The following is a 25,470-nucleotide window of genomic DNA, read 5'->3' as shown; positions in this document are numbered from 1 at the left end:
TATGTCATCTCCCCATAGGGTCGGTTTACTGTCCTGGGTTGTTGCACTGGCACTTTTTACTGATAATTTTGACGCATCTGTGGTCAACCTTATTTTGCCTATGCTGGCGAAGGAATTTTCCCTGACATTAAATCAGGCTGGCAATGCCCTTATCGCATACTATACGGGTGTGGCTTTTACCCTGCCCTTGGGGAGTTTTTTGAGTAACAAATACGGTACCAAAAACTGCTTTATCTTGGCCTGTTTGTTTTTTTTAGCAGGCTCTTTACTTTGTGGTTTTGCTTACTCACTCTTCCTTTTTTTATTGGGTCGATTTCTTCACGGTCTCAGTAGTTCTCTTCTTGTTCCGGTAGGGCGTAATTTACTGATCGAGCGAATAGAAAAGAATCATTACCTTAATGTTATGAGCATTATTACTATTCCTGCACTTATTGGTCCACTTGTGGGCCCCTTGCTGATGGGATTTTTATCTGAAAATCATACTTGGAGGTATATATTTTTCATTAACATTCCGATGGTCACCTTTTGTACATTAGTTGCGATAAAAATTTATCCTGTGAGTAAAGACTCCCCAACTGTTTCGTTTTTCCTGACGGGGTATATTTACCTTTTAGTTCTTTTTTTAATGGTTTTTTTAGCATTACATTGTGCAGGTGTAAAATTTCAGTCTGTTTTTTATTTTGCTTCTATTGTTTTCTTTGTTTTGATGCTTGGTTTTTCCTTTTCTTATATCAGAGTAAAAACATCTTCTTTCATAGACTTGTCTGTTTTCAGAAGCCGTAAATTTACTTTCTGGTTTATAATGCTCTGTTCTGGCAGGTTTTTTTATGGGGCTATTTTAGCTTTAATTCCTTTTTATCTTCACTATTGCATGCATTTAACTCTGTCGAATGCCAGTTATCTGATGTCGCTCATTGCTGTTGGTGGGTTACTGTCTAAGCCAGTAGTCAGGTCCCTCAATTCATTATTATCCTGTGAGTTTTTTATTTTACTAACTTGCATTCTCTCTGGTGCTTCTTATTTGGTCTTATTTACCATTGATTTTTATGCCGCTCCTATGATTGTGCTTGGATTGTGTCGCTCACTGTTTATGACGTCGTCGAATGCTATGGGATATATGGTTATGGATTCTTCAAAATACAATTCTCTGTCTACTTACATCGCTGTAGCTCAGCAGATATTTCAGGGCGCCGGAACTACGCTTGCAGTTGTGATGTTTGCTGCCGGAATAGAAATTCATAACATTACAACAGTGCTGTTCATACCCTTGTTAATTACGGGAATTTCCGTAACTTTTTTTTTCATCAAAAAATTCAATCTCTATAACACCATTCCGGAGAAGTTATGAAACGTTTAAAATTATCAGTCGCTTTAAATGGCTCAAAATGGGGTAAAGGTCCTAGTGTTCTTGCGCCAAATGGCGTTCCGGATTTACCATGCTCAGTAGAAGAAGCGCTGCAAGATACAGCGGTCTGTTACAGACTGGGGGCGAGACAGTTTCACGTGCATTCTCGTGCGCCAGGCGATTTACATGTCGCTGATGCAGCGTGGTACAGAAAATTTACTTCCAGCTTCCGTCAGCAATTCCCTGATGCCTCACTTTGTCTGGCTACGAGCAGGTCTGGGGAAGTCATCAACCAAATTTCCCATCGTGAAAGCATACTCAGACAGTCAGGCTGTGTTGATGAATGCAAACTTCTCGCTGAAGCTGAAAAAATACGGCTTGCTTGTATTGAGCCAGAGACCCTTTTTTACCCGACTATGTCACAGGATTTACCGCTACTGAAGTCAGAATGTTTGACGAAGATACCGATATAGGTCATGTAAGTTCAGCACAGTCTCCGGCAGTAACTCATATGTTTTATGACGAGCTTACAAAACAGCTCCATTCTCTAAATATTGGCCAGGAAATTGAGATTACCACTCGTGACAGCATGGACATTGTTGAAAAAATTCAGGCTGAACAACTAATCAGGACACATGTACGCCTTGTTCTGTTGCCTGAATTTACTCCCTCTCTCAGTGGCTGTTCTCGATATGATATGAGTGAACTTGTCCTGCGCGCCAGACGGGTTATTGACAAGACAGGACATGAGGGTGACATTGTGATGGGGGTGATCTTGCGTCCTGGAACGCCTCACTTGGAAGATATTCGCCGTGACTGGATAGCCTTTGCGGTAGACAATCCGCTGATCACAGCACTCCGTATTGGTCTTGAAGATTGTCCTGTGCTATATGAACAACCTGCTACTAATGAATCACTGACACACTCAGCCTGCCATCTCATTAATGAGTATGGTGGGGAAATTACACCTCTAGCCTGACGGAAAAATAAATGAAAACCAAGATTTTCCTGTTAGATGTTTTACCCGGAAAACTGTCAGCTAAAGAGATCGAGGGTTATCTTTCAGACAGTACGGAATTGATTGTTAATACCCAGACTCCCTGTAGTCTGCCCTCGCAAAATTATTCTGTTCACCGAGTAAATGTTGACACACATAATTTCAGGGAAATTGTGGCCGTTGCAGATGATCACGGTGGAATTGATGCTATGAAACTCCGTAAGAATGTTCCTATAGGTCCGGAGTTGCTTCTTTCTCTCACCAGAGAGACCCTTGATACTCGTTTAAAAATCATTGCCCAGGCTGGAGTGGGCATGAACCATATCGACTTGGTAATGGCTGAATCGCTTGGCATTGACGTTTTTAATACGCCAGGCTCTAATGCTTCAGCAGTAGCGGAATTTACACTGCTTCAGATGCTTGCGATGCTCAGGCATTCCTGCTGGCATCAGTCAAAAATGCGGCGCGGTATCTGGTCCAAAACTGCCCTTCCGCCAGCCCGATCACTTTGTGACGTTTCAGTAGGGCTGGCTGGAACCGGAGCAATATCTCAGGCTCTTATTCATCTTCTCAGACCTTTTAAGATTCCTGTTACAGTGTTAGGAAGTTCTCGTTTTACTGATGAAATGGCCGCCGGGCTGGAAGTATTCAGGGCTGAAAATATTGAGTTTTTGCTTAGCAATAATGATGTTATTTCACTTCATCTTCCCCTCAATTCCGAAACATATCACTTGATAAATTCTTCAGTCTTACCTCTTTTCAAAACCGGCTCCTGTCTGATCAATACTTCCCGTGGTGGGATTGTTGACGAGCATGCTCTCGCACAGTTTATGCACAAGCATCCAGGATGGATAGCTGGTGCCGCTCTCGATACTTTAGAATCTGAAGGCGAACATTTTTTTAGCCCTCTGCAGCAAAATGATGAAGCTCTTCTTACTCCTCATATTGCAGGTTCAACTGAATCGGCTCTTATAAATGCCGCTATTCGTGCTCAGGAGGGGATTTTAACCAGACTGAATTCTGACTTACATGAGTCTTAGCCTGTTTATAGCTTGACGTATTTTAACAAAATGAGAGTGTGTATCCGGTGCTCAGTAGCTGCTTGAGAGGCAATACGGCTGCAAAAGGGTTCAGGTGAGGTAATGATATCCGACCTGTTAGACAGTTCCGCTAATCTTGTGATCCTCTCGCGTCTTCAATATGCGGTGCCACATTTGCTAATTCCGCTCACCGCACGGCAGCACATCGCAGCGTTGTTACGCATGGCACAATGCAGGAACACAGCAACGCAGCAATCCGAGCACCGGACGTATGGATAATGTACGGTTCATGGCCGTCACCGTTCACACTTAAATCAAATGTGTTAACTAAACCGAAGCCTATTCCATAGGCTGATTACGTGAAATTCACCGAGCAATCTGTGTTGGATCGCATCATGAACGGCTAGGCCATCTGACCCGCTCCCCGTTAATAATAACAGAATTTTGCTAGCTACTTCCGCTATCGGCTCCGAGCGGACTCATTAACTGATCTTTGTCCGCTTGGGACAGAGAGCTGATGTTATGGGCATATCAATATTGGTGAATCACAATCACGGGGACTATGCATCCCTGCTCTGCAGCTACCTAATGCGCAAAACTACCGCATAGGCGCTGCGTCAGAGAGAGGTTTTTATAGAACTACGGTTTTGATGGTCTCTCAGTCATAAAGAAATAGACTTTTCCACTTTGTAAGACCATCGCAGGCATTCCCGCGCGTTCGTGCGGTGAAATATAAAAAATTACCCACGAAGGAATATGCTGACTGACCTTTTGTAAGAAATCATAAGTCATTCGTGTCCTGTCATCATCAGAGAGAGTAGACGATTTATCGAAGGCGTCGGCCACGAAACTCGAGTTCAGGCCGTCAGGACGCATAAGGTAACTTTTACCCGTGGCGTTTGGGGTGATGAATGCCGGCGTACTGACAACTTTTTCCGGATCATGGAATTCGGCGAAGAAAGTGCAGCTGGGAAGTTTTATCCGTTCGATAAAAGGAACATTTTTATCCGGGAATTCACAACCCGCAGCTGAATCAGAAAAGTGAACTACGACAAAGCGCGGAGCAGTATTTTGCAAGGCATATTTGTCTATCCAGCCATTGTCCCCTTCTTTGTTTTTTATCTCTCCAATCGGGCGTTTTGTTTCCTTCAGCGTGGTCAATACGGCTTCCTGAATCGTATTTGCCAGAACAGTAGATGCCTGTTGAGGGGTCTTAGCCAGTTCTGTAGGGATCCATGCCAGTATGCGGTTAAACCACCAGTATTCTGGAGCCATTCCCGTAGGCGTAAAACGTAACAGTGGAGCCAGTGAGAGGGTTGACTCATTTAACGTTTGAGGCGATTTTGCTGGATAAGACAGATCGTAATCTTTCCGGCTGTATAGCGCGCTGAGCGGTGGATTTAACTTTGCATCCTCGAATGATGTCATGCCCGCAGCGGTGCTGATATTCCATGCCAGGCTGTTTGCATTTTCGTATTCATAATGCTGGCCTGAAACATCACGTACACCAGAGCATCCCGATAAAACTACAACCATTATTGATGCAAGTGTACAAGGCAGGTAATTGTGCATATAAACTCCAGTTATTGCAGTTAGGTAACATGACAATCGGCAATATTTTAAAAGCTTAAGAACTGCCTTAATCCTCCCGTTGCACCGGTCTCGATTCACCACGTTGATTTCAGTGAGCTAAAACATGGAAAACCAGTCCTCCTGCATGTATATGAGTAAATGATGCTATGAGTATTTACTCACTAGTAAGTCTTTTTACAGTATGATTTTCGAGTTATTAAACTCATGATATGTAATGCTTATGTGAGTAAAGGCTCATATGAGTAAGCAGTTTTATGAGTATCCATTGCACATTCTATCATCGAACTTTCAATAGCTTATGAATGAGTAAATACTCATATGTGTTTTAGAGTATTTGTGTAAAACCACTTTCTAACTTCATTTTATGGGTATATACTCATTTACTCATAATTGCATTTGAGTTTATACACAGGGCGTTCTACATGAAGATAATTTCTTTTTTGAATCCTAAAGGTGGGTCTGGTAAGACTACAGCTGTCATAAACGTGAGTACGGCGATGGCAAGAAGTGGCTACAACATTGCTGTCGTAGACACAGACCCTCAGATGAGCCTGACAAATTGGAGTAAATCTGACAAAGCATCATTCGATGTTTTCACTGCTGCATCTGAAAAAGATGTCTACGGTATTCGGAAAGATCTTTCTGAATATGATTACGTCATAGTGGATGGGGCCGGATCGTTGTCCGTAATCACTTCTGCTGCAGTGATGGTGAGCGACCTTGTCATTATCCCTGTTACTCCAAGCCCTTTAGATTTCTCAGCTGCGGGTAGTGTTGTAACGGTTCTTGAAGCGCAGGCGTACAGTCGCAAAGTGGAAGCTCGTTTTCTCATAACGCGAAAGATTGAGCAGGCAACCATGCTGAATGTGCTCAAAGAAAGTATTAAGGACACCGGGGTTAGGTGTTTTCGCACTGCAATCACCCAGCGTCAGGTGTATGTAAAATCCATTCTGGATGGAGACAGTGTTTTTGAATCCAATGATGGCGCAGCGAAAGGTGAAGTGGAAATCCTTACTAAAGAAATAGTTAGTTCTATTGAGTAAGTGAGTAGATGAGTAAATACACAATGGAGTAAGTTGTGATATATTGCGCATAAACGCTCAATCACTCAAATACCCAAATACTCAAATACTTAAGTACTCAAGTACTCAAGTACTCAAGTACTCAAGTACTCAAATATAACTTAACGCATACCGTGGAGAGTCAAATGGCACTTGAAAAGGCTCATAGCAGCAGTAAAAAAATGACGTTCGGTGAGAACAGGGATCTCAAGCAGATAGTTGCACCAACTGTCGTGTCTGGAAAAGTCAAACGTGTGAACGTCAACTTCGATGAAGGCAAACACCTGAGGTTCAAAGCTGCTTGTGCAAGAAAAGGAACTTCACTAACTGATGTTATTAATCATTTGGTAGATGATTGGCTTGAAAAAAACGAATAATAATCGTCTCTCTTTAAATCAAATGATTGCCCATAAATCAGCCGTAATGGGTTAGCTAAGATTCTTAAATCTGTGAGGCCATGGTGAAAAGATTATTTTTTTTGATTGTGGGATTTGTTGGACTCAGAAAGCTAACCGGCAATGACAGAAAAAGTGCAGGGGAATGGGGTTTCCTTGTCAGTATGCTGTTTATCGTTCCGCTGCTGTTATGGGAACATCCCGGCGTCATCGTTTCTGTGGTTCTGCAGTTGCTGTGGGCGGTCGTCGGGACACGCTCTGCTTTTCTGGCCAGCGAAACGTGGAGGAAAAACAGGCAGAAACCCTGAATCCCATACTTCCCACTGGCGACAGGATTGTGTTTATTGATTAGTTATATTGAAATACGGAACCCACGGGTACGCTCCGAATGACAGTTCGCACTGCCAACCGCTCAGGGCGCTGGTTCAGGATGACATACTGATATGACTGTGAAAGCGGTAATAGACCTCATAGCTCAATTACCGTTACCTTCATTTCTGACGATGATGAATGCCTTCCCTTTAATCCTGACCATCGCGGTTGCAGGCGCGGTGACCTGTTTACCGCTTTCCCCCGAGCGAAGAAAACTGCGGTTTGTTTTCCTGATGCTGGCCATAGTGGGAGGAGTATTATCTGTGCTGAACCCGGCGTTTCTGATACCCGTAGCTGCAGTGTTCATCAGGTAACTTTTGCAACCGGTATATCGCTCCATCGCGTCGTCCACGCCGGTGACAGCATGTCCCGCTTCATCTTCCACTCAGTATCGATCCCCTGACCCGCAAACCATACCCGTCCCAGGCCTGACTGGTTAATACCGTCCAGCACCTGCATCAGCTGCGCGCTGTTCGCCCGCGGCCGGTTGTCGTCAAACAGGTTCAGCTGGCTGACGCCGTGAGGCGTGAAGTCATCGAGCATGACGCCGGCCTTCATGTACCGGTGGCCGTCTATCCAGATGCGGTCCAGCGCGCGCATGGCCACGCCGATGATGTCCCGCGTGTCCTGGGTGGGCAGGGTGAGTTTTTCCCCGGCCGTATTGCCGTAAAACGTCTCGCCTACAGCATGCGGTGAGGTACGGACAAACACGCTGATGTGCCTGCAGTACTGGCGTTCGCCCCGGAGCTTCTCGGCGGCTCGCGTTGCGTACTGGCAGAGTGCCTGCTGCATGGCCACTTTGGTGGTAATACGTGAACCGAAACTGCGGCTGCAGACAATCTGCTGCTTTGCCGGCGGCATCTCCTCCAGGGGAATGCACGCCTCGCCGTTCAGCTCCCGCACCGTCCTTCCCAGCACCACCGAAAAATTCTTCCGGATGAAGGCGGGATGCGTGCGCGCCAGCTCAAGCGCGTTAGTGATGCCGAACAGGTTCAGTTTCTTGCTGATACGCCTGCCAACGCCCCAGATTTCCTCGACGGGCTGGCGCATCAGCAGCGCTTCGGTCCGCTTCGGGTTTCCGGGCGTCAGCGCCAGCACGCCTTTAAACTGCGGCCACTCTTTAGAGGCCCACTGGGCTGATTTGGCGAGTGTTTTGGTTGGTCCGATGCCGGCGCCAATCGTCAGTCCGGTTCTGGCCAGAACGTGGGCACGCAGCCGGTGCCCGAAGTGCTCAAAGTCCTCACAGCCATCGATGCCGCTCAGATCGAGGAACATTTCATTGATGGAATACTGCTCGACTCTGGGCGTCATTTCCTCAAGCACTGACATGGTTCTCTGCGATAATGAATGATTTATGTGGAATGGAAAATCTACACATTATTTACGTATTTGATGGCATCGAGAATCAGAAATTCGCCACTACAATAACTATATGATTAACTTAAATGTCCGGATTATCGCTGCAAGTAAGCCTGGCAGATTAATATCAATAAATCCTTCATTGCCCCTTGAGTATCCTGTTGCCAGGGTCGATATTCAGGTATCAGTGGATTAACGTTGTAAACAAGTTGCTCAGCCTGCCAGACCCCGACCGCACCATGGTCATGTTTTTCCGGCGGCTTAAAGCCGAAAACCTTTTCTGTCCTGTTTAAAAAAGTTTGCAACGGAATTTTCGTAATCCCTGCGGCCGTTGGTAGTGGCAACACGCAAAAGGATCCTTACCGCATCCTTTTCTATAACCACATTACCACAACCTCTCAACGTGAGATTCCGTTCCCACTGAGCGTCAGACCTCTGAAACGGTCCTTCTGGTGATCAGCGTTTCAGCGGCGGCATACTGCAGTCAATTTGTTCCTGTTGGGCGCCAGAGCCGGGACGAGCGCTGCCCAACAAGGGCTCCTCACCTAAAATCTCCGGCTGCTCTTTGGTACTAAACTCCCCGCGACCGTCAAAGGCAGGGCCCTCGCTCCAGCGGCCTTTCGGCAAGGGTTTATCTAACGAGGTATTCAGACAGTAGTAAGCATGTTCCTGTGCTTCCTCTTCCTGTGGGAAGCTGTTTGGGGTAGGAAGTGATGCATCCAGCCCGCCCATTTCCTCAATCACCGCCAGCCACTGCTGCTGATGCATCGTGTCGCGGGCGATAAGGAAAGAGAGGAAGTCTTTCATGCCTTTATCTTCGGTCAGATTATACAGCCGGGTTGCCAGCACGCGCCCTGTGGCTTCGGCCGTTACATTTGCCAGCATATCGGCTGCCACGTTGCCGGAGGCATAAATATGACTCATATCAAACGGCATACCGTTGGCATTTACCGGCAGTGCCGCCAGACCGGATGACAGAATATGACGCGGGTTCATTCCTCCGAGGATCGCATTGACCCCGGGATCTTTCGCCGAGGCTTCCTGATAAGAAAGGGGCGCGCCCTCCAGGTTGAGTGCCACCGCGTGACCCAGCATCTCAATGTGACTGAGCTCTTCAGTTGCCGTCGAGATAAGCAAATCCTTTATTCGTACATCGCCGCGGGCACCCATGGCCTGAAAAAAATACTGCATCGCGACACGTATTTCCCCTTCGACGCCACCAATGGCCTGCTGAAGAAGCATGGCGAATTCAGGATCGGGTTTCTCTACTCGCACAGGGTACTGACTCGCACAGGGTACTGAAGTTTTGATGAGTGATGAAACATGGTTTTCTCCTGTTTAGTGTGAATCGGGCAACGGGAAAAGCCTGGTAACAAATACGGGATAAAGAAAGCGTAACGAGGTACGTTTCATTATCATTGCAGCGTTTAACGTATTGATTTAACGAAATTAGGGGTGAGCGAAAACAGACTGTAAAAAAATTAAGAAACTGAATATTGGCAAATTTTTAATGCTATGGAAAAACTCTTTATTGATAACGATTCTTATCCTCGTTTAAAGAATCTCATTCGTAATTTCGGCGCACAGCCTGAACAAGTTCTGTGGTATATAAGAAATGTAATAAACAGAAAGAGCACAAGCAGTGTGCAGAATCAATCCGACAAAGACAGAGCGGTACTTTGTTTCGGGGACGGCCACGCATGTCTAAATTCTGTCCGCCTCAGTGCTTTGATTTGAAGGGAAGAGACCGTTAAGTATATCGGGCAATGTAAGCAGCAACCCGACAGGAGCAGAGCTCCAGGGGCACAAATTGTTGATTGCCCTGCTCTCAGGTCCTGAAAGCAGGCGAAGGGTAGATAGCTGTTCGGATGGCATTACCCACCGAATGGCTGTTACTGGTTTTTGAAACAAAGGTAATAGTGCGGCAGGGATGCACTTAACGGATGGCCCCGGCGTCTGGATTTACATTCGGTTGCACGCGTTCCAGCATGACAGGCGTGCTCTTGTAAGCAGGTATGCCACTTTTGGTATCATGGCTTTCCAGCGGAACCAGCACGTTAGCTTCAGGATAGTAGGCAGCCACAGAGCCAAAAGCCATGTCATACACCACAATCGTCAGCCCGTTCATCCGTCTGGGCGTAGGCTTTCCTTCAGGATCAAGCGCTATAACATTAACCTGTTCACCCACGCGTAGCTGCCGTTTCTCCGCCTCATCCGGATTAATGAACAATACGTCACGACGTCCTGTTACCCCCGGTAACGATCGTTTAAGCCATAAAGTGTGGTGTTGTATTGATCGTGACTGCGCAGCGTCGTAAGGACCAGATCGTGACATTTCAGTGAGCGTGGGTCCTCATTAATACCGGCTATGACCAGAAACTGCGCTTTCCCTGACGGTGTATGCCAGATACGCTCCGAAGCGCCATTGGGTAAACGAAAACCTCCCGGCTGTTTAATGCGCTGATTGAAGTTTTCAAAACCGGGAATAACCGCTTCAATTGCTTCCCGGATATTATTGTAATCGCGTGTCATTTTGTCCCAGTCAACCACGGTATCGGGCAGGGTGGCTTTAGCCAGGCTCGCGACAAGGAACGGTTCGGACTTCAGATGGGGTGATGCAGGCTCCAGCGTGCCGCGTGAAGCATGTACCATCGACATAGAATCTTCCACCGTTACGCTTTGTACACCGGAGCGCTGCTCATCCGTTTCAGTCCGGCCCAGCACAGGTAAAAGATAACTGTGTTTTGCCAGAAGCAGATGCGACCGGTTCAACTTGGTGGCCATGTGTACGACCAGATCCAGACTGCGCATGGCGGGAAAGGTAACCTGCGGATCAGACATCGCTTCCGCCAGGTTACCACCGAGACACAGCAGGGCACTGGTTTTGCCGTCGCGAACAGAACGGATAGCCTCCACCGCACCATGACCATGTTTTTCAGGCGGTTTAAAACCGAAAACCCTTTCAATACTGTTTAAAAAACTTTTCGCAGGGATTTCTGTAATCCCTACTGTACGATCGCCCTGAACATTTGAGTGCCCGCGTAACGGACAAATACCCGCCCCTTTTTTGCCGACATTGCCACGCATCAGCAGCAGATTAGCGATTTGCTGAACGTTTTGCGTCCCGTACTGATGTTGAGTAATCCCCATTCCATAACAGATGATTGTGCGTTCTGCATCAGCATACAGGCGGGCCAGATGCTGAATTTCTTCCCGCTCCATGCCAGAAACCTTAAGGATGTGCTCCCAGTTGGTGGCATCCAGATCGGCCTTTAACGCGTCGAATCCTTCGGTATGTTCATTGATGAAGTTCTTATCAATCACGCCTGGTTCGCCATTTTCTCTGGCTGCAGCATCCATCGATAAAAGGAATTTCATGATCCCCTTGAGCATGGCGGCATCGCCACCTACCCGAACTTTATAGTAAGTCGAGGCCAGTTCCGTAGAGCCCAGCGAAAGCATTTCTATCGGACTTTGTGGCGAGGTAAAACGCTCAAGCCCCCTTTCCCGCAATGGGTTGATTGCCACAATGGTGGCTCCGCGCTTTGAGACTTCCCTTAATGTGCCGAGCATGCGCGGATGGTTGGTCCCCGGATTATGGCCAATACACAACACGAGATCGCAGTGGTCAAAGTCATCAAGCCCGACGGTACCTTTCCCCACACCGATAGACTCGGGCAGACCGACACTGGTGGGCTCATGACACATATTGGAACAGTCGGGAAAGTTATTGGTACCGTACTCGCGTGCAAAAAGTTGCCATAGAAAGGCTGCTTCATTAGGGGTGCGGCCGGACGTGTAAAACTCCACTGCGTCCGGGTCGCTATAGCTGCGGAGCCGCTTGCCGATCTCTGAAAATGCCGTTTCCCACGCTACAGGATGATAAGTATCACTTGCCGCATCATATTTCATGGGATGAGTCAGCCGGCCTTCACCTTCAAGCTCCAGAGCGCTGCGTTCCCAGAGTTCACTGACTGGATTAACAGCAAAAAAATCAGGCCCGGCACGCTTGCTGGTTGCTTCCCACGAGACCGCTTTAGCGCCGTTTTCGCAGAATTCAAAAGAAGAAGCATGCTGAGGATCCGGCCAGGCACAGCCGGGGCAGTCAAAACCCTGAGGCTGGTTAACCCTGAACAAGGCAATAACATCCTGTTTAACCGCCATTTGCCCACGAATTGCATCGGCTACAGCTTTTAATGCCCCCCAGCCGCCCGCTGAACCACCGTAAGGTTTGACGCCAGTGGTGCGATTTTTCTCTTTCATATTTCCCCTCAATGGGTTTTATTCAGTCTGGCTTGAGCCTTTTGCAGTTATTGTCATGACGCGTCATCACAGCATTGTTAATAATCATGTCAACTTACACCGCTGAGGTTAATAATTTTAATTATGCCATCTGTTACATTTTGGCTGATGACAATTAGTCATTATCAAAGCGGTACGTTTAGCGGTTTATCCGTGCATCCCTGTATCAATATACCGACCTGCTGATATCGTACTTAAGGCTGGTGATGAGGGTTTCATGTCGTTGTAAAATGATTGCCTGATTAACTGCTGCGGCGACTGACCTTCCCCCCTTTGCGTCCAGCCTCAACGGCTCTTTCAGGATTATTTTTAAAGTTACCACCGCTATTCTGACCGCCTTTCTTTCCCGCTTCCGAAGCGCGTTGGGGGTCTGCTGCGAAATTACCTGCTCCACCACGATAAGTAGTCATGATCTTCACCTCTCTCATTCAGTTAAATTTTTCAGAGATTTATTTTGTGCTTTTATTAAATAAAATCCAGTTGAAGAGTTTGGTTTATTACACACTGAAATACCTGCTAGAATTTACCGGCTCGCTTTAAGGCGCTCGTTACTGCATGATTGCATAAGAGTTAAAAATGGGATTTGTACATACTTTTCGAGAGTTGTATAACTTTTAACTAAAATCGTTTTAGGAGTAATCCTATAAGACTCAGTCAAGTGTACTGATCATTTAATAATAAACGAAGCAGTAATACTGGTTGTGTTTTTATAAAGAAAGTTACTACCCACTCTATTTATGTCAAACATAACATTATTAGCAAAATAAATTGTTTACCATGTGATTAAATGTGGGTCTTTGATTTAAAATTTAAATAAATTCAAGTTGTTATATTTTTTTGTAAGGTTTTAATATTGAGAAATAAAATCTAAAAACTTAAGCGTTATCTACACGGTACGAAGCGTGATTGCCTTTTGTGTTACCAGGTCTGCATACCTTTGACTTAAAAGCCTGCAGGTACAATAGATGTACTTGCGATTACCCCTCATTTATACGTAAACGGGTAAGAGGTCAGGTGCTTTACTGGCGGTTTATTATGCCGGTAGTTCGGGATTAATCGAAGCGACAAGTAAGAAAAAAGTAAGAAATTAGAACCCGGTAAGAAAAGCCTTTGAACGGTATTGAATGGTTGTATAGATGTTCCCTCAGAGAATATTTTTTACCCGATGCGCTTGCAACATGAACGTTTTTTAATAGTCTTATAAATGCCACGCACAATGTGTGGTACCGAAGCATTTAACTTTAACTTAATGAGGAAGTATTATGACCGAGCATCGTGGTGGTTCAGGTAACTTCGCTGAAGATAAAGAAAAAGCTTCTGAAGCGGGAAAGAAAGGTGGCCAGAATAGCGGTGGTAACTTTAAAAATGACCGTGAAAAGGCTTCTGAAGCAGGTAAGAAAGGTGGGAAAAACAGCCATCGTGATTCCTGATTCAGCACCTTGAGGGATTATGGTAAGGAGCAGGGAGGCTCCATGAACGCTATTAACAGAGCTCTGCTTATATCAGCAGTCCTCTCCCTTTTATATTCATTACTGGCCGGAATGGTGGTTAATCTATGAAAGTAAAAAGCCTACTCGACCTTTTTATTCATGACCTCTCAGATGTTTACAGTGCTGAAAAGCAAATTACGCGTGCTTTGCCTAAGTTAATACGTGCAGCTTCCGATGAAAAATTAAAAACGGTATTTCAGCAACACTTAAACGAAACGCAGGTTCAGATCGAGCGTATTGATAAGGCCATCGATGCGCACGAGGAGCTCCGGATTGTACGTATGAAATGCCACGCGCTGGAAGGGCTGGTTGAAGAAGCGCAGGAGCTGATCGAATCGACTGAAGCGGGAGAGGTGCGTGATGCAGGACTGATTGGTGCTGCACAGAAAGTGGAGCACTATGAAATAGCTGCATACGGAACGCTCATCGCGCTTGCCTCGAAAATCGGGCTGAAAGAAGCATGTGAACTGCTTGCAGAAACGCTTGATGAGGAGAAATCCACGGATGCAAAACTCACAACTATTGCTGAGCAACAGTAGCGTTATCCTGGCCGGAGGGGCTTATGTCTACAACATCAATCCATTCTCATTATCACGACTGGTTGCGCGACGCTCATGCCATGGAAAAGCAGGCAGAAACCATGCTTGAGCAAATGGCTAATCGCCTTGAAAATTATCCCCAGCTTCGCGCCCGCATTGAACTCCATATCGAAGAAACACGCCAGCAACAGGCGGAGCTAGAAACAATCCTTGATCGCCACGGTATTTCACATTCGAGCGTGAAAGATGTAATGGGGAAAATGGCCGCCATGGGACAGGCGTTTGGCGTGTTTTTGCTGAAGATGAGGTCATCAAGGGCGCTGTTGCCGGGTATGTTTTTGAAAATGCGAAAATTGGCCACTATACCAGCCTGATTAACGCTGCGACGCGAGTCGGCGACCTTGAAAGTATCCCCGTACTTAAGCAGATATGTGAGCAGGAGCTGGCAATGTCAGACTGGATGATAAGTCATTTGCCAGAGCTGACCGATCAATTCCTTACCTTCAGTGAAGACCCTGATACACAAGCCAAACGTTAATAAATGTGTAATTAAGGGGAGCGGTTCAGCCCCCCTTAAAAAAACGCATGGCTGATGGCTGATTTTCGGGTCCTGACTCTCAGCCATTACGTATTCCAGCAACAAAAGAGAAATTTTCGCTCCCACTTACCCCACACCGATATACCGGTGAACACTCTGTGTACATCCATAAAAATGCGCGCGGAGCTGAAGCCGCTTATGCACGAGCTTATCATGCTGGCAACAAAACAGGGTAAGTAGCTTATGGTCACAGGCATTGAACCAGAAAACGTGGCATCACTTGTATTGTATAAAAACTGGGATTTACAGAGGCGGAAATGATGTCTGAAATGGCCCCAAATTCGGCCGTTGGCCGGACCTGGAATCTCTGCAGCGTCGTCTTGGTTCTCCGGAATAAAACGAAGGTCAGAGCCGTAAAAAGCATCATGAAACAGCCGTATCGTTCAAGGATGAGTGATGCTTGCCTGTTAGTAAATACACATCGAACCTACGAGACGCTATATGAAGGGCTGTGCCCAAAAGCACGGGAATATTTTTAAGAAAGCCATCAGCTCCGATAAGCTAAGGGTTCACTTCTGGCACAGAGCGGCCCGTTTCACCCTTTAGGTTTAATGGATAATCGCTTAAGCGCCTGATCTACTTTTTCTTTGTCCTGCTCCACGATGACTTTCTCATCAGGCGTAAGTGGAACTTCTTCAAGATATCTTTTTATAGAGACTTTACTCTCCAGTATCAGACCGTGTGCACTGCCTTTCAACAGGTTAAAGTCGCAGCCGATACAGGCCATTCTGTGCGGACAGCTACTCCAGAAAGGCTTGGTACAGTAAGAATCGCCTAAATCATAATATGTCGCAGGGCCGGTCAGACTGGCGGCTTCGGGATCATGGTCTATCAGTACGCTGATCATGTGCGTGACTCTGTCTGCTTTTACAAATGAGGCAGCCAGCTGCGTCGGGCGGATACGGAGATAATGCATGGTGGACTGGGGCGTCGAATGGCCTGCCCACTGCATCAGTTCATACAGTGACATGCCCTGCGGTACGCTGGCCAGTGCGGTCAAGGCTGAGGCGCGTCCCCGGTGACTCGTTATTTTTCCGCCGCTGTCTTCAGCGGGAACCCCGGATCTGGCACACAGCATCGGTATCAGCGTGCGGTTGATGACGTCGCCGCCGGCAGGTTTTCCCCGGTACTGAAACAGAAACCGGACTTTCTCACCGGTCCGCTCGTCAGCAAGCATGGCCTGTTCTGACGGCCGTTTTTCCAGCCAGGCATCAACATATTTCTTCACTACTGCCGCCACCGGTTTCGTGAATGCTTTTGAGGTTTTTCCGACGGGAATATGCAGGTAGCACAGGTACCGGCCGGGATGATGCTGCCGTCCTCTTTCACAATATCTTCAGCCTGCGGTGTGATACATCCTGTGGTCAGCCTGAGCAGTTCACCCATCCTGAGCCCCGCATGGGTCCAGATTACAGCCATCGCCTGTAGCATGGCCAGCGGGTAATGTATTTCAGTTAACAGGTCTTCCTGACGCAGATTCAGGCTGGCCCATACCAGCTTCAGCCAGACCGGATCGTCGATAACCCTCGGATTGACTCCGCGGCGGAACAGAGAATTATCCGGTGTGGAAAGATGACGGGCAGGACTGAAACGCAGACGCCCCCATCCCCAGTTCTCATAGTCATTCATAAAGCGACGGAGAGAGTAAATAAAATTTGCACGGGAGTGAGGCATCATAGGCTCGCCAGAACGCGCTGATTTCCGGACACCTCTTTCCGTGCCCAGCTGCAGCTCATCCACGTTCATCCGGCCGACCGCCGCGATATAGCTGGCACAGACTTCCATGGTCCAGTCTGCGGGCTCCCGTACCTCCGGATGGGCCTCTGCGAGCCAGAGGCCGCAGCGCAGTATAAAGCTGTACTGCATTTCGCGGGTGCGAGGCCTCAGCACAGACGTTTCCCGCCAGCGCCGGCACCACCTGACCCAGGCCGGATCGATCCCGTCGACGGGCTTTTCATACCATCGGGTATAATTACGCATCCTCATCGGGGCGCTGAAGATGCCCAGTGCAGCAAGGCCGTGTGAAATCCGGCCAATGTACCGGGATGTCCCGTAATCTGTGCTGTTCTGTGCTTCCCACAACAGTTCAGGCGTAAAGGTTTCAAGGCGGGATCTTTGTTCATGATCATCAGCGTGGCCAGTATGCCCGACAGATGCGTTACCTGGCTGCCCGCAGCATAGCCCAGCGATTTCAGGGTTTCAGTCAGGCGGTGAAGCTCCCGGAAGTAAATGGCCTGACCGAAAATGGCACAGGTATACAGGGCAGGTTTTCTGATGTCTGGCCTGCTGAGGGGATCATACCGTCCGGCGAAATGCCAGGCAAAAGCGGCCATCAGCGGCCGTCCTTTTCCGTCCGTCCGACTGAATGTCTGCCAGCGTTCCTGCGGCCACTGCCAGTACGGTATATCCGATAAATTCATCTCACGCAGGAGGTCCAGTATTATCAGGTCAGCAACCTCGCTGCTGCATCCGCTTTCTGCTGCGATGTCTTTCAGTGGCCTGATAAACTCAGGAGCAGGTTTCATCCGCAGCAGTCTGCCCCGGCTGTGGGAGGTGGCCAGTGCGGCCTTTTCAGCCTCAGTCAGTAAAGCATCAAGCCTGTACGCGGAGAGGTCGAAGGGAGCCCACACATTCTCCGGTAGTTGCGACGGTAACATTCTTATTCCTCCAAGCCGAAAATGAGGTTCGCCATCCTGATATCTGCCGTTTCAATTGCTCCTGCCATCCGGGCGGCAAGATCCCTGCCGGAAAGGTGAATATAAATCTGAGTGGTGCGCGGATCGCGGTGGCCTGCGTAGGTAGCAAGTTCGTGCAGTTTCCAGCCCGCACGGGCCAGATGCGTCAGCCGCAGGTGGCGGAAAGTATGGGTTGAGATGTCGGGCAGCCCTGACTCAAGCGCCCATTTCCGTACCATTTTTCTCCAGGTCCAGTAAGAGAGCGGTGCCCCCTGATTACGATCGGACTGAGAGCGGAACAGGGCTCCTTTTACCATCCCCGACCGCTTCATCTGTAAAAGATGAGCCGCCAGCACTGGCGCCAGGGCGGGACTGTAACAGACGATCCGTTCATGACGGTTCTTGGTAGTTTCAGCCCGGACGCGGATGAGGCGATGGGCAAAGTCAAGGTCATCAGTACTCAGCGCGGTGACTTCAGAGCGTCGCAGCGCACCACAGTAGGTTAACGCCAGCATCAGCCGGTCACGAAGCGGAGAATCCGCGGCATGAGCCAGAAAAAGCTGCCACTGTGCATCGTCAGGAATGCGAGGCAGCCTTACGATGCGCGGGACCAGCCCCCGGCCGGAACACAGCATGCCCGGCGAGCCGGAACGGGGCAGCGGATTGACCGTACACAGGTCAAGATACATCAGGAAGTCGTACCAGAGACGGACAGCCGACAGGCGCAGCTGGAGCGTGGCGCTGGCGGCCGGGAAAGGCATACCGGGTAACTGAGGACGGATATAGGCAGCCATGTCATCAAACCTGGCCTTTTCAGGTTCAATATTGTTCCGGCTGCAGAACGCAAAATAGTGGCTGAGGGCTGCGCGGTAGGCGGTCAGGGTGGCCGGTGCCCTCCCCAGGTCGGACAGCAGCTTCAGCCAGCGTTCCGCCAGTAAAACGGCACTGTCGTTTAGTGAAATGGTCATTACGTTTACCTCTGAGGTCAGCGTTGCTGTTCAAAGTTTATACGCTCAATGTTGCATTCCACTTAACTTACTACAGCGCATAATTTGAGCTGAAGACATGCACTTTTTCCGGGAAATCCAGCGTCTTTATCTGGAACCACGGTGCCCCCATTTTTATGCCCAGGGCTTTGGCTCCTTTGCTGCGGGCAATCACACAGCCATCGTTGTTCGAGAGGACGACGACAGGTTTTTCCCGTAAGTCAGGCCTGAACAGGGCCTCACAGGACGCATAGAAGCTGTTGACGTCAGCCAGAACAAACATCGGCATGGTTACTTCCGGCGCGCCTCGGTATTGTGGAAAAACCAGGTGACCACGCCCAGCAGGTGCAGCTCCTCGGGTATATCACCGGATAGGCTGGGTTCATCGGGCGCAGCGCAATCTGTGGCTGCAGCTGTAGGCGCTTGACGGTGAACTCCCCGCCGACCTCGGCGATGACGATGACACCGTGCGTGGCTTCCTTCGCGCGATCGACGACCATCACGTCGCCGTCATACAGTCCCAAATCTTCCATGCTGCTGCCGCTGGCGCGCACGAAAAACGTGGCCGCCCAGTGGGTGATGCAGAGCTCGTTCAGGTCCAGCTCGCTCTCGACATAATCGGTGGCAGAGGAGGGGAACCCGGCGGCGCAGCGCTCAACAAACAGCGGGATGCGCATCACGGGACGGGTATCGGCAGGCCTTAATACTGTCAGTCCGCCCCAGGAGGATGTTGCTTTCATGATGCCGTTCTCCGGACTGAATGGCCTGAAGCCGGTGCGGCAGTGAATGATTCTGGCATGATAAATCCCCCCTTAAATAATGCTGTATATAAAAACAGCATTATTGAGTCGAAGTCGCATGGCAAGGGGATCCGGACGCCAGGCGTTTCAGGGGAGGCTTATCTTACTGAGCAGGCTAATGATTTTTTTGTCGGGCACTTTCAGTCAGGGAAGCGCGTAAGCATTCGTTGCCGGCATAAGTGAAATGACGCTTCCCCGACAAGGCTGTTCGTTCCTCGCTGCGGTACGCCTCAGCCATGCTCTGCGGCGAGCGTGGCTACCCCACGTTTAAGGGCAGTAATACCGGACTACGTAAACGTTGAATGGCCGGGATGCGTATTTTATTACGGGTAAAAATCACGGATGAAGGCAGGTATTATGGATGAGCAGGAATCAGTGGACCGTTTACTGGCTTCTCTGATGGCCAGGATACGGCGAGAGCCTGACAAATGCTGCCTGTGTTATGAATGGATCTTTTGACACGGTATCTGGCAATAAAAAGGTGGCTCTTTCGTTACCAACTGTCATGTTCAGTCGCATGGCAGAGCATGCACAGGCAGAGCGGGTAAAGTAACAGACCTGACAGGCGAAGAATTTACTGTCAGGTTTGTTCATTAGTTTTACTTTTCCTGTCGCAGTGAGCAACCAGGTCGTCAAGCCCCCTTGTTCAGTTCCGGCAGGTGACGGAGTTTTTCGCTGAACCCCTGAAGAGGAATATCAATCACCACAGGATGCCCGTCGCTGAGCGTGGCTTTCAGCTTCATTGCCTTACTCCGCTGCATTTTCTTTACGAACATTTCGTCCAGCCTGACCGGAACGATGCAGCCCTGAGGCAGGCAGGTTTTGAAAGGAAGAGCAACCGTAGCGCTGGGACTGTCGGTTGTAACAGAAATACCTTTAGACACATCCAGCCCAAAAGGAAGTGTAAAATTACCGGTTATACGGCCTTTACTGTCTGGAGTCAGTCCGGCAAGCAAGACTTGTTGATCGGTATCCTTCATCTTGAGCTCAAGCGTCAGATTGCACCGACGTTTAGCGTTATCACCTGAGCAACTCTCTACCCAGTAACTTTCGTTGCTGATTTGATTTTTCTTGTCTGATTGTACGCTGCTTTTCAATGCAGTTTTCTCGTTAGAATCAGTCAAACTTTGCGCCATGCATACAGCTGTCGTAAAAAAAGAGGCTGTTATAATTGTCCGCATAATGAGCCGTATTTTAATCATAATATCACCACGAGTTTTGGGAGGAACGTGTCTCTGACTTTAAGTCTGAACTTTAGCTTTTTGTGAAAGTTAATGAAGGGACAAGAAACTACATGAGTCTAAATGCCGAAACCTTGCCGCTGCATTCAGTGGTAATCCATCATCTTAAATACTCTTTTTTTTTCCTGCAAGTTAACTTTTTTTATTAAATATTTTTTTAATGAAGTAAAGCATTCGTATTTCTGATGTTTGTTTTTTAAGTTTCCGAATGACGTCTTTCCTGTCTGAGTTCTGTTTTTTTGGCTTAAAAAGCTTAAGTCAACTTCGCAAAAAAAACCGTAAATAATACCTTTCTGATTTATAGGCTTGCAGGTGGATTTGAGATTTTTCCTATTAACAATAAGGAAGTCTTATAAGGTTTTTTTATGAGCACGTATTGTTAATAAATGTTTAGAGTTTTAAGTGATTTTTTTTAAAATGTTGATTTTTGAAAGCCTTCAGCGATAAGTTTCAAATTATTGATAGTTTTTGTCATAGATTGGGGCTATCGTTACCTATTGATTGATTGCTTTGGTCGATCAATAATCGAAATTAAGATTCATCCTAAAGAATGATTAATGCGTCATTGATGCCCGAGAAAGTTCTAAATGGACACATTTGAAATGTGCTCTGTAAGGGCTGCTTGTATTTTTTATTGATGTGAGTTTTGCCTCTAACTTAAGGAGTCTGAATTGAAGCATTTACTCAGAGATAAAACGGGTCTTCCTTTTGATGTTTTTTTCATTGCTGAACCTATTGTAAATCCAGCGGGTAAAGTTTATGCGGTAGAACTTCTCTCACGGTTTTATCTCGCTGAGGAACAGGGGGACTTGTTCTATCCGGCTGAGTTTTTTTTAAAGAATGCGACGCTATCAGATAAGAGATCCCTTTTTGTTAAACAGCTGGAAACTCTTTCGCAGAATGCTGGTTTTTTTTTGGAAAACGATTTGCTCTGCACATTAAATATCGACGGTGATCTGGCGGGCATTATCTGCAGCACACTGGATATTAAAAATCAGCTCATGAGCATGCCTTTTATCAGGCTTGAAATATCAGAGACATTTGCAGGGCTGGGTTCCTCACCACAGCACTCACATCTGAATTGTCTGAGTCGCGACTTTGGTCTTTGGCTTGATGATTTTGGTTCCGGAAAAGCAAATCTTTCGGCCATACAGAGCTGCCTTTTCGACACCGTCAAAATCGACAGGATGTTTTTCTGGAACATGTCTGAGAAGCCTATCTGGGAAACGGTCATCAGAGAAATCAGACGCTATTCCCCCTCGGTGGTCGTTGAAGGCGTTGAGAGCGAAAAGTACAGAAAGAGTCTGGGGAACTCGGTCGAGGGCATGCAGGGCTACCTGTTTCCCTCTGTGCTGATAAAGGACCTTTCGAAGCTGGCGAATGCATATTTCCCCAAAAAAAGGCAACGGAGAAGCAGTTTTTCCCCGGCACTTAAAGCCCGTGATTCAAAAAACTGAGATACACGCTCAGACGACTATTTACGCCGGTAGTGAGATGGCCGGGCAGACAGGAGAAACACAATGCTGAATGTTACCCATATCAGACGCCTCAAAGAATACGTCTTTTCTACTGACACATATGCAGCAACGGGTGTCATGGCGTTACTCAGTGAGTCAGGCTCCGCCCCGGTTCGACTTATACATGAAGAGAATCTGCTTGATTCTGTTTTCTATCAGACAAACGGGCTGTGGCGGTTGACCGTCGTCATTCCGGATGACCCGCTGATGCTGCTCAGACTGACAGAAACACTGGCCCGGCTGGTACGTAATTGCAGCCATCCACCCTGTGTGCTCCTTATAAGCCCGGTCCCTGCAGACTGGCTGATTCATACACTGGGCGCGCTTGGCTGCTCACCCGGCCTTTTAAGCAATTGCACTGTTGTGCCTCTGGGTATCAGGCAGTCTCTGCTGCAGTTCATGCTGACAGGAAAAGTGAGCCCAACTTTTTCGGGACCGGGCAGTGTAAAGCGTAAAGACGCTTTACAGGTACTTACTCCAGGTGAGCACAAAGCTGTTACCGACTGGCTTTCAGGAAATACGGCCAACGCCTGTGCTTCCAGTATGGGACGGTCAGTGAAAACCCTTTATACCCAACGCAGCAATGGACTTTGCAAGCTTTCTTCTGTGTTTCCTGCCCTGAAACCACGCGGGCGGAAACATCAGCCACACGCTGTTTCTAAGCGCCGGAAAGTGACGACTAAACCGGAGATTAAATCATGACTTATGAGCCTGATATCGCTGTTCTTTCAGCATCAGAATCTGCGGAGCAGGCCATGAGCGGGCCAGCTCCGGTTCAGGATGCTGCGCCTTCAGCCGCTCCTGCCACACAGGTGGAAGCAACATCACCGTTCGTTCTTCCACCTGAAAAACCTTCTGTCGCAGGGCCTTGCGGCATCTTCTATGACTTCAATGACGGAGCCCGCGTGCTGCTGCCCGAGGGGCGCTGGTGCGTGGCTATACTGGATGATGACTCCGGCAACGTTCTGTTCCGCTGCGAAACAGGCGCCGGATGGGTCACCTCTGCCAAAAAGTATTTTGTCCGCTTCCGTATTCAGGTCTGGCGGGTAAATGAACGCCAGCCTCTGCTGGACGAAACCCTGTCCCTCAAAGACCGCGACGTGCTGATTTCTTTTCCCTCTGGCACGCTGGGCGATCTGCTTGGCTGGTTCCATTATGCAGAGCGGTTTCGCCAGCTTCACGGCTGCCGGCTTGAGTGCACTATGGCACCGAACATTATCGCGTTGCTGGAGGGACAGTACCCGGATATCCGTTTCTCGGCACCGGAAGCTGTCCGTGACCGCACCTATTACGCTACCTACCGAATTGGACTGTTCTTTCGCGGTAATGACACGCATCAGCCAGTGGACTTTCGCCAGGTAGGCTTTCACCGGATCGCGGGCTATATCCTCGGTGTTGATCCTCGCGAAGAACCTCCACGCCTGAACCTCAGTGCGCCGCGGACCATTAATGAGCCCTACGTCTGTATTGCTGTGCAGTCCACCTGCCAGGCCAAGTTCTGGAATAACGGGCATGGCTGGAAAGAGGTTGTCGCGCACCTGAAATCTCTGGGGTACCGGGTCCTGTGCATTGACCGGGAGTCTACCACGGGCACCGGTTTTCTCTGGAACCATATTCCTTACGGCGCGGAAGACTTTACCGGCCACCTGCCGCTGCAGGCACGGGTAGACCTCCTGCGTCACGCCAGCTTTTTTATAGGCCTGGCGAGCGGACTCTCCTGGCTTGCCTGGGCATCACACATACCGGTGGTGCTTATCAGCGGCTTCAGCTTGCCTAACGCCGAATTTTACACCCCATGGCGCGTGTTCAGCAGTCACGGCTGCAGCGGCTGCTGGGACAGCCTGCACGAAAATTTTGACCACCACGATTTCTTCTGGTGTCCGCGTCATAAGGGGACTGAACGGCAGTTTGAGTGCACCCGGCTGATTACAGGCAAACAGGTCACCGGTGTTATCGACCGGCTGCATACACAACTGAGAACCAGTTAACGCATGCATATGCGATTTCCCCCGACACTTGAGTGGCGGATCATAACAAAACATGATGATGAGGCAGTGATATGAACAGAGCGTACAGGATTGTCTGGAGTGCGGCACGCCAGGCCTGGATAGTGGCGTCAGAAAAAGCAGGGTGCGGCGGGCGCCCCCGCTGGCAGTCAAAAAAGCGGCGACGCTCCTGCTGTTAATGGGCGGAACTCTGGGCCCGCAGGGGGCGATGGCAGGAAACCAAAATAACCTGGTGATAAGCGGAGGATCCTATGGCGTCAGTGCCGGTGAGACATGGACGAACACGTCAGTCACATCGGGTTTCCTGAACGTTTCCAGCGGTGGGACTACCTCTCAGACCTCTCTTTTCATGAACGGTATTGAAGGGGTGTACGGTGGAAGTGCTACCTCAACGACCGTAAATAATGGTGGCACTCAGGCTGTTGTCGGCGGGACGGCACTTCAGACAACCGTTAATTCGGGGGGGAGCCAAAACGTAAATGGTACTGGTTCCCTGGCTACGTCAGCCACAATCAAAGCCGGGGGCGCTCAGTCTGTTGTCAGTAACGGAGCCCTGGCTAATCAAACCACAGTATTTGGAACCCAGTATGTAGCGTCTTCAGGGAGCGCTGTCTCTACCACGGTCAGCTCCGGCGGGAGTCAGCAGGTGTATGGAGGTGGCTCAGCCAGTCAGACTTTTCTCCAGAATGGAGCTAAACAGTTTGTGTCCAGTGGCGGCAAGGTTTTTTCAACCACTGTGAGCGCTGGTGCCGTTCAGAACACCGACATCGCTGGCTCAGCCCAGGCAACGATATTAAACAGCGGGGCCCTGCAGAATATTTCAAGTGGAGGCTCCGCAAGCATGACCACGGTTTTGTCAGGCGGCAACCAGAAAGTCTGGGGCGTAACCACGTCTGACACTATCAGTAGTGGAGGTATACAGGAAGTCAACAGTGGTGGACTGTCAGTATCTGCGAGCGTCGCAGGTACACAGTACGTGAACAGCACTGCATCAGCGTCACAGGCCACGGTTGTGTCCGGGGGGGGCAACTTGTGCTGGCAGGCGGCTCTGCCTCAGGCACTGTTCTTCAGTCCGGAGGTAGTCTTTCGGTTACGTCAGGCGGCTCTGCCCTTGGCGTTACGCAGTCGTCAGGCGGAAGATTAATAACTAACAC

Annotated in this window: 23 protein-coding genes and 5 pseudogenes; 15 read left to right on the top strand and 13 right to left on the bottom strand. The window is 48.7% G+C overall.

What is annotated here, in order from left to right:
• The first annotated feature begins 1 nt into the window (after position 1).
• From GKC68_RS12970 to GKC68_RS12955, 4 genes are read left to right on the top strand one after another with little or no spacing between them, the layout of a single operon-like run.
• Positions 2 to 1,348, top strand: coding sequence for an MFS transporter (locus tag GKC68_RS12970; protein WP_264253618.1), 1,347 nt, complete (start codon positions 2 to 4; stop codon positions 1,346 to 1,348).
• On the top strand, positions 1,345 to 1,818 hold the full coding sequence (locus tag GKC68_RS12965; RefSeq protein ID WP_342656224.1) for a 3-keto-5-aminohexanoate cleavage protein: 474 nt from the start codon (positions 1,345 to 1,347) through the stop codon (positions 1,816 to 1,818). Before GKC68_RS12970 ends, GKC68_RS12965 begins: the two co-directional genes overlap by 4 nt.
• Complete coding sequence (locus GKC68_RS12960) at positions 1,794 to 2,324, top strand: hypothetical protein (RefSeq protein ID WP_342656223.1); 531 nt, start codon at positions 1,794 to 1,796, stop codon at positions 2,322 to 2,324. The genes GKC68_RS12965 and GKC68_RS12960 overlap by 25 nt, the downstream gene beginning before the upstream one ends.
• An 11-nt stretch (positions 2,325 to 2,335) precedes the next feature.
• Positions 2,336 to 3,382 carry an NAD(P)-dependent oxidoreductase gene (locus GKC68_RS12955; RefSeq protein WP_342656222.1) on the top strand — a complete coding sequence of 349 codons (1,047 nt, stop codon included), beginning with the start codon at positions 2,336 to 2,338 and terminating at the stop codon, positions 3,380 to 3,382.
• Positions 3,383 to 4,021: 639 nt separating this feature from the next.
• Here the strand turns inward: GKC68_RS12955 and GKC68_RS12950 are convergent.
• Positions 4,022 to 4,954 (bottom strand): hypothetical protein, encoded by a 933-nt coding sequence (locus GKC68_RS12950; protein WP_342656221.1) that lies wholly within the window; start codon positions 4,952 to 4,954, stop codon positions 4,022 to 4,024.
• Between the two features lie 443 nt (positions 4,955 to 5,397).
• Between GKC68_RS12950 and GKC68_RS12945 the strand changes: the two genes are divergently transcribed.
• The 4 genes from GKC68_RS12945 to GKC68_RS12930 all read left to right on the top strand — a co-directional run bounded on the left by GKC68_RS12945 (position 5,398) and on the right by GKC68_RS12930 (position 7,117).
• Positions 5,398 to 6,018, top strand: a complete 621-nt coding sequence (locus tag GKC68_RS12945) for a ParA family protein (protein ID WP_342656220.1) — start codon at positions 5,398 to 5,400, stop codon at positions 6,016 to 6,018.
• A 164-nt stretch (positions 6,019 to 6,182) separates the two neighbouring features.
• Positions 6,183 to 6,413 carry a plasmid partition protein ParG gene (locus tag GKC68_RS12940; protein ID WP_047714040.1) on the top strand — a complete coding sequence of 77 codons (231 nt, stop codon included), beginning with the start codon at positions 6,183 to 6,185 and terminating at the stop codon, positions 6,411 to 6,413.
• 80 nt (positions 6,414 to 6,493) lie between these two features.
• Positions 6,494 to 6,739 carry a hypothetical protein gene (locus GKC68_RS12935; RefSeq protein WP_342656219.1) on the top strand — a complete coding sequence of 82 codons (246 nt, stop codon included), beginning with the start codon at positions 6,494 to 6,496 and terminating at the stop codon, positions 6,737 to 6,739.
• 135 nt (positions 6,740 to 6,874) lie between these two features.
• Positions 6,875 to 7,117, top strand: a complete 243-nt coding sequence (locus tag GKC68_RS12930) for a hypothetical protein (RefSeq protein WP_342656218.1) — start codon at positions 6,875 to 6,877, stop codon at positions 7,115 to 7,117.
• Here GKC68_RS12930 and umuC read toward each other — a convergent pair.
• From umuC to GKC68_RS12905, 5 genes and pseudogenes are all read right to left on the bottom strand, one after another.
• Positions 7,110 to 8,153, bottom strand: a pseudogene (gene umuC, locus GKC68_RS12925) (translesion error-prone DNA polymerase V subunit UmuC); the annotation flags it as partial. The gene GKC68_RS12930 and the pseudogene umuC sit on opposite strands and share 8 nt — an antisense overlap.
• Positions 8,154 to 8,257: 104 nt before the next feature.
• Positions 8,258 to 8,509: a hypothetical protein gene (locus tag GKC68_RS12920; protein ID WP_028722062.1), complete on the bottom strand. Its 252-nt coding sequence runs from the start codon at positions 8,507 to 8,509 to the stop codon at positions 8,258 to 8,260.
• Positions 8,510 to 8,618: 109 nt separating this feature from the next.
• Positions 8,619 to 9,404 (bottom strand): manganese catalase family protein, encoded by a 786-nt coding sequence (locus GKC68_RS12915; RefSeq protein WP_342656217.1) that lies wholly within the window; start codon positions 9,402 to 9,404, stop codon positions 8,619 to 8,621.
• A gap of 694 nt (positions 9,405 to 10,098) precedes the next feature.
• Positions 10,099 to 12,425, bottom strand: a pseudogene (locus tag GKC68_RS12910) (FdhF/YdeP family oxidoreductase).
• A gap of 281 nt (positions 12,426 to 12,706) precedes the next feature.
• The gene (locus GKC68_RS12905) at positions 12,707 to 12,874 is read right to left on the bottom strand and encodes a general stress protein (protein ID WP_072015821.1); all 168 of its coding nucleotides are present in this window, start codon (positions 12,872 to 12,874) and stop codon (positions 12,707 to 12,709) included.
• An 852-nt stretch (positions 12,875 to 13,726) separates the two neighbouring features.
• On the opposite strand from GKC68_RS12905, the gene GKC68_RS12900 reads away from it, so the two are divergent.
• The 3 genes and pseudogenes from GKC68_RS12900 to GKC68_RS12890 all read left to right on the top strand — a co-directional run bounded on the left by GKC68_RS12900 (position 13,727) and on the right by GKC68_RS12890 (position 15,031).
• Positions 13,727 to 13,894, top strand: coding sequence for a general stress protein (locus GKC68_RS12900; RefSeq protein ID WP_028722065.1), 168 nt, complete (start codon positions 13,727 to 13,729; stop codon positions 13,892 to 13,894).
• 125 nt (positions 13,895 to 14,019) lie between these two features.
• Positions 14,020 to 14,493, top strand: a complete 474-nt coding sequence (locus tag GKC68_RS12895) for a ferritin-like domain-containing protein (RefSeq protein ID WP_028722066.1) — start codon at positions 14,020 to 14,022, stop codon at positions 14,491 to 14,493.
• 23 nt (positions 14,494 to 14,516) lie between these two features.
• Positions 14,517 to 15,031, top strand: a pseudogene (locus GKC68_RS12890) (DUF892 family protein).
• Positions 15,032 to 15,626: 595 nt separating this feature from the next.
• Here the strand turns inward: GKC68_RS12890 and GKC68_RS12885 are convergent.
• From GKC68_RS12885 to GKC68_RS12855, 7 genes and pseudogenes are all read right to left on the bottom strand, one after another.
• Positions 15,627 to 16,319 carry an integrase gene (locus GKC68_RS12885; protein ID WP_342656216.1) on the bottom strand — a complete coding sequence of 231 codons (693 nt, stop codon included), beginning with the start codon at positions 16,317 to 16,319 and terminating at the stop codon, positions 15,627 to 15,629.
• A complete protein-coding gene (locus GKC68_RS12880; RefSeq protein WP_342656215.1) occupies positions 16,319 to 16,981 on the bottom strand; it encodes a hypothetical protein in 663 nt (220 codons plus the stop codon). The genes GKC68_RS12885 and GKC68_RS12880 overlap by 1 nt, the downstream gene beginning before the upstream one ends.
• A gap of 92 nt (positions 16,982 to 17,073) precedes the next feature.
• Positions 17,074 to 17,748, bottom strand: coding sequence for a hypothetical protein (locus GKC68_RS12875; RefSeq protein ID WP_342656214.1), 675 nt, complete (start codon positions 17,746 to 17,748; stop codon positions 17,074 to 17,076).
• A gap of 2 nt (positions 17,749 to 17,750) precedes the next feature.
• Complete coding sequence (locus GKC68_RS12870; RefSeq protein ID WP_058707148.1) at positions 17,751 to 18,734, bottom strand: tyrosine-type recombinase/integrase; 984 nt, start codon at positions 18,732 to 18,734, stop codon at positions 17,751 to 17,753.
• A 73-nt stretch (positions 18,735 to 18,807) separates the two neighbouring features.
• Positions 18,808 to 19,035 (bottom strand): annotated as a pseudogene (locus tag GKC68_RS12865) (DNA polymerase V subunit UmuC); the annotation flags it as partial.
• Positions 19,036 to 19,043: 8 nt separating this feature from the next.
• Positions 19,044 to 19,492 (bottom strand): annotated as a pseudogene (gene umuD / locus GKC68_RS12860) (translesion error-prone DNA polymerase V autoproteolytic subunit).
• Between the two features lie 692 nt (positions 19,493 to 20,184).
• Positions 20,185 to 20,754: an invasion associated locus B family protein gene (locus tag GKC68_RS12855; protein ID WP_081047070.1), complete on the bottom strand. Its 570-nt coding sequence runs from the start codon at positions 20,752 to 20,754 to the stop codon at positions 20,185 to 20,187.
• Positions 20,755 to 21,464: 710 nt separating this feature from the next.
• On the opposite strand from GKC68_RS12855, the gene GKC68_RS12850 reads away from it, so the two are divergent.
• The 4 genes from GKC68_RS12850 to GKC68_RS12835 all read left to right on the top strand — a co-directional run bounded on the left by GKC68_RS12850 (position 21,465) and on the right by GKC68_RS12835 (position 25,460).
• Positions 21,465 to 22,250: an EAL domain-containing protein gene (locus GKC68_RS12850; RefSeq protein WP_028722073.1), complete on the top strand. Its 786-nt coding sequence runs from the start codon at positions 21,465 to 21,467 to the stop codon at positions 22,248 to 22,250.
• Positions 22,251 to 22,313: 63 nt separating this feature from the next.
• Positions 22,314 to 23,012 (top strand): hypothetical protein, encoded by a 699-nt coding sequence (locus GKC68_RS12845; protein ID WP_028722074.1) that lies wholly within the window; start codon positions 22,314 to 22,316, stop codon positions 23,010 to 23,012.
• Entirely contained in the window at positions 23,009 to 24,298 is a 1,290-nt protein-coding gene (locus GKC68_RS12840; protein WP_241018895.1) for an autotransporter strand-loop-strand O-heptosyltransferase, read from the top strand. The genes GKC68_RS12845 and GKC68_RS12840 overlap by 4 nt, the downstream gene beginning before the upstream one ends.
• Before the next feature lie 226 nt (positions 24,299 to 24,524).
• Positions 24,525 to 25,460: an AIDA repeat-containing protein gene (locus GKC68_RS12835; protein WP_342656213.1), complete on the top strand. Its 936-nt coding sequence runs from the start codon at positions 24,525 to 24,527 to the stop codon at positions 25,458 to 25,460.
• The last annotated feature ends 10 nt before the right edge of the window (positions 25,461 to 25,470 follow it).

Origin of the sequence: Pantoea sp. RSPAM1, from assembly GCF_038816185.1 — a bacterium.
Classification (GTDB): Bacteria; Pseudomonadota; Gammaproteobacteria; order Enterobacterales; family Enterobacteriaceae; genus Pantoea; species Pantoea ananatis.
The sequence above is the reverse complement of the archived record's forward strand: the minus strand, read 5'-3'. Positions and strand labels throughout refer to the sequence as shown.

Coding starts and splice junctions, on each gene's coding strand:
- GKC68_RS12870 (WP_058707148.1), bottom strand. CDS start 18,734: ATGACCATTTCACTAAACGACAGTGCCGTTTTACTGGCGGAACGCTGG.
- GKC68_RS12955 (WP_342656222.1), top strand. CDS start 2,336: ATGAAAACCAAGATTTTCCTGTTAGATGTTTTACCCGGAAAACTGTCA.
- GKC68_RS12835 (WP_342656213.1), top strand. CDS start 24,525: ATGGCAGGAAACCAAAATAACCTGGTGATAAGCGGAGGATCCTATGGC.
- GKC68_RS12965 (WP_342656224.1), top strand. CDS start 1,345: ATGAAACGTTTAAAATTATCAGTCGCTTTAAATGGCTCAAAATGGGGT.
- GKC68_RS12895 (WP_028722066.1), top strand. CDS start 14,020: ATGAAAGTAAAAAGCCTACTCGACCTTTTTATTCATGACCTCTCAGAT.
- GKC68_RS12945 (WP_342656220.1), top strand. CDS start 5,398: ATGAAGATAATTTCTTTTTTGAATCCTAAAGGTGGGTCTGGTAAGACT.
- GKC68_RS12855 (WP_081047070.1), bottom strand. CDS start 20,754: ATGATTAAAATACGGCTCATTATGCGGACAATTATAACAGCCTCTTTT.
- GKC68_RS12915 (WP_342656217.1), bottom strand. CDS start 9,404: ATGCTTCTTCAGCAGGCCATTGGTGGCGTCGAAGGGGAAATACGTGTC.
- GKC68_RS12970 (WP_264253618.1), top strand. CDS start 2: ATGTCATCTCCCCATAGGGTCGGTTTACTGTCCTGGGTTGTTGCACTG.
- GKC68_RS12900 (WP_028722065.1), top strand. CDS start 13,727: ATGACCGAGCATCGTGGTGGTTCAGGTAACTTCGCTGAAGATAAAGAA.
- GKC68_RS12930 (WP_342656218.1), top strand. CDS start 6,875: ATGACTGTGAAAGCGGTAATAGACCTCATAGCTCAATTACCGTTACCT.
- GKC68_RS12960 (WP_342656223.1), top strand. CDS start 1,794: ATGTTTGACGAAGATACCGATATAGGTCATGTAAGTTCAGCACAGTCT.
- GKC68_RS12840 (WP_241018895.1), top strand. CDS start 23,009: ATGACTTATGAGCCTGATATCGCTGTTCTTTCAGCATCAGAATCTGCG.
- GKC68_RS12875 (WP_342656214.1), bottom strand. CDS start 17,748: ATGTTACCGTCGCAACTACCGGAGAATGTGTGGGCTCCCTTCGACCTC.
- GKC68_RS12940 (WP_047714040.1), top strand. CDS start 6,183: ATGGCACTTGAAAAGGCTCATAGCAGCAGTAAAAAAATGACGTTCGGT.
- GKC68_RS12845 (WP_028722074.1), top strand. CDS start 22,314: ATGCTGAATGTTACCCATATCAGACGCCTCAAAGAATACGTCTTTTCT.
- GKC68_RS12935 (WP_342656219.1), top strand. CDS start 6,494: ATGGTGAAAAGATTATTTTTTTTGATTGTGGGATTTGTTGGACTCAGA.
- GKC68_RS12950 (WP_342656221.1), bottom strand. CDS start 4,954: ATGCACAATTACCTGCCTTGTACACTTGCATCAATAATGGTTGTAGTT.
- GKC68_RS12905 (WP_072015821.1), bottom strand. CDS start 12,874: ATGACTACTTATCGTGGTGGAGCAGGTAATTTCGCAGCAGACCCCCAA.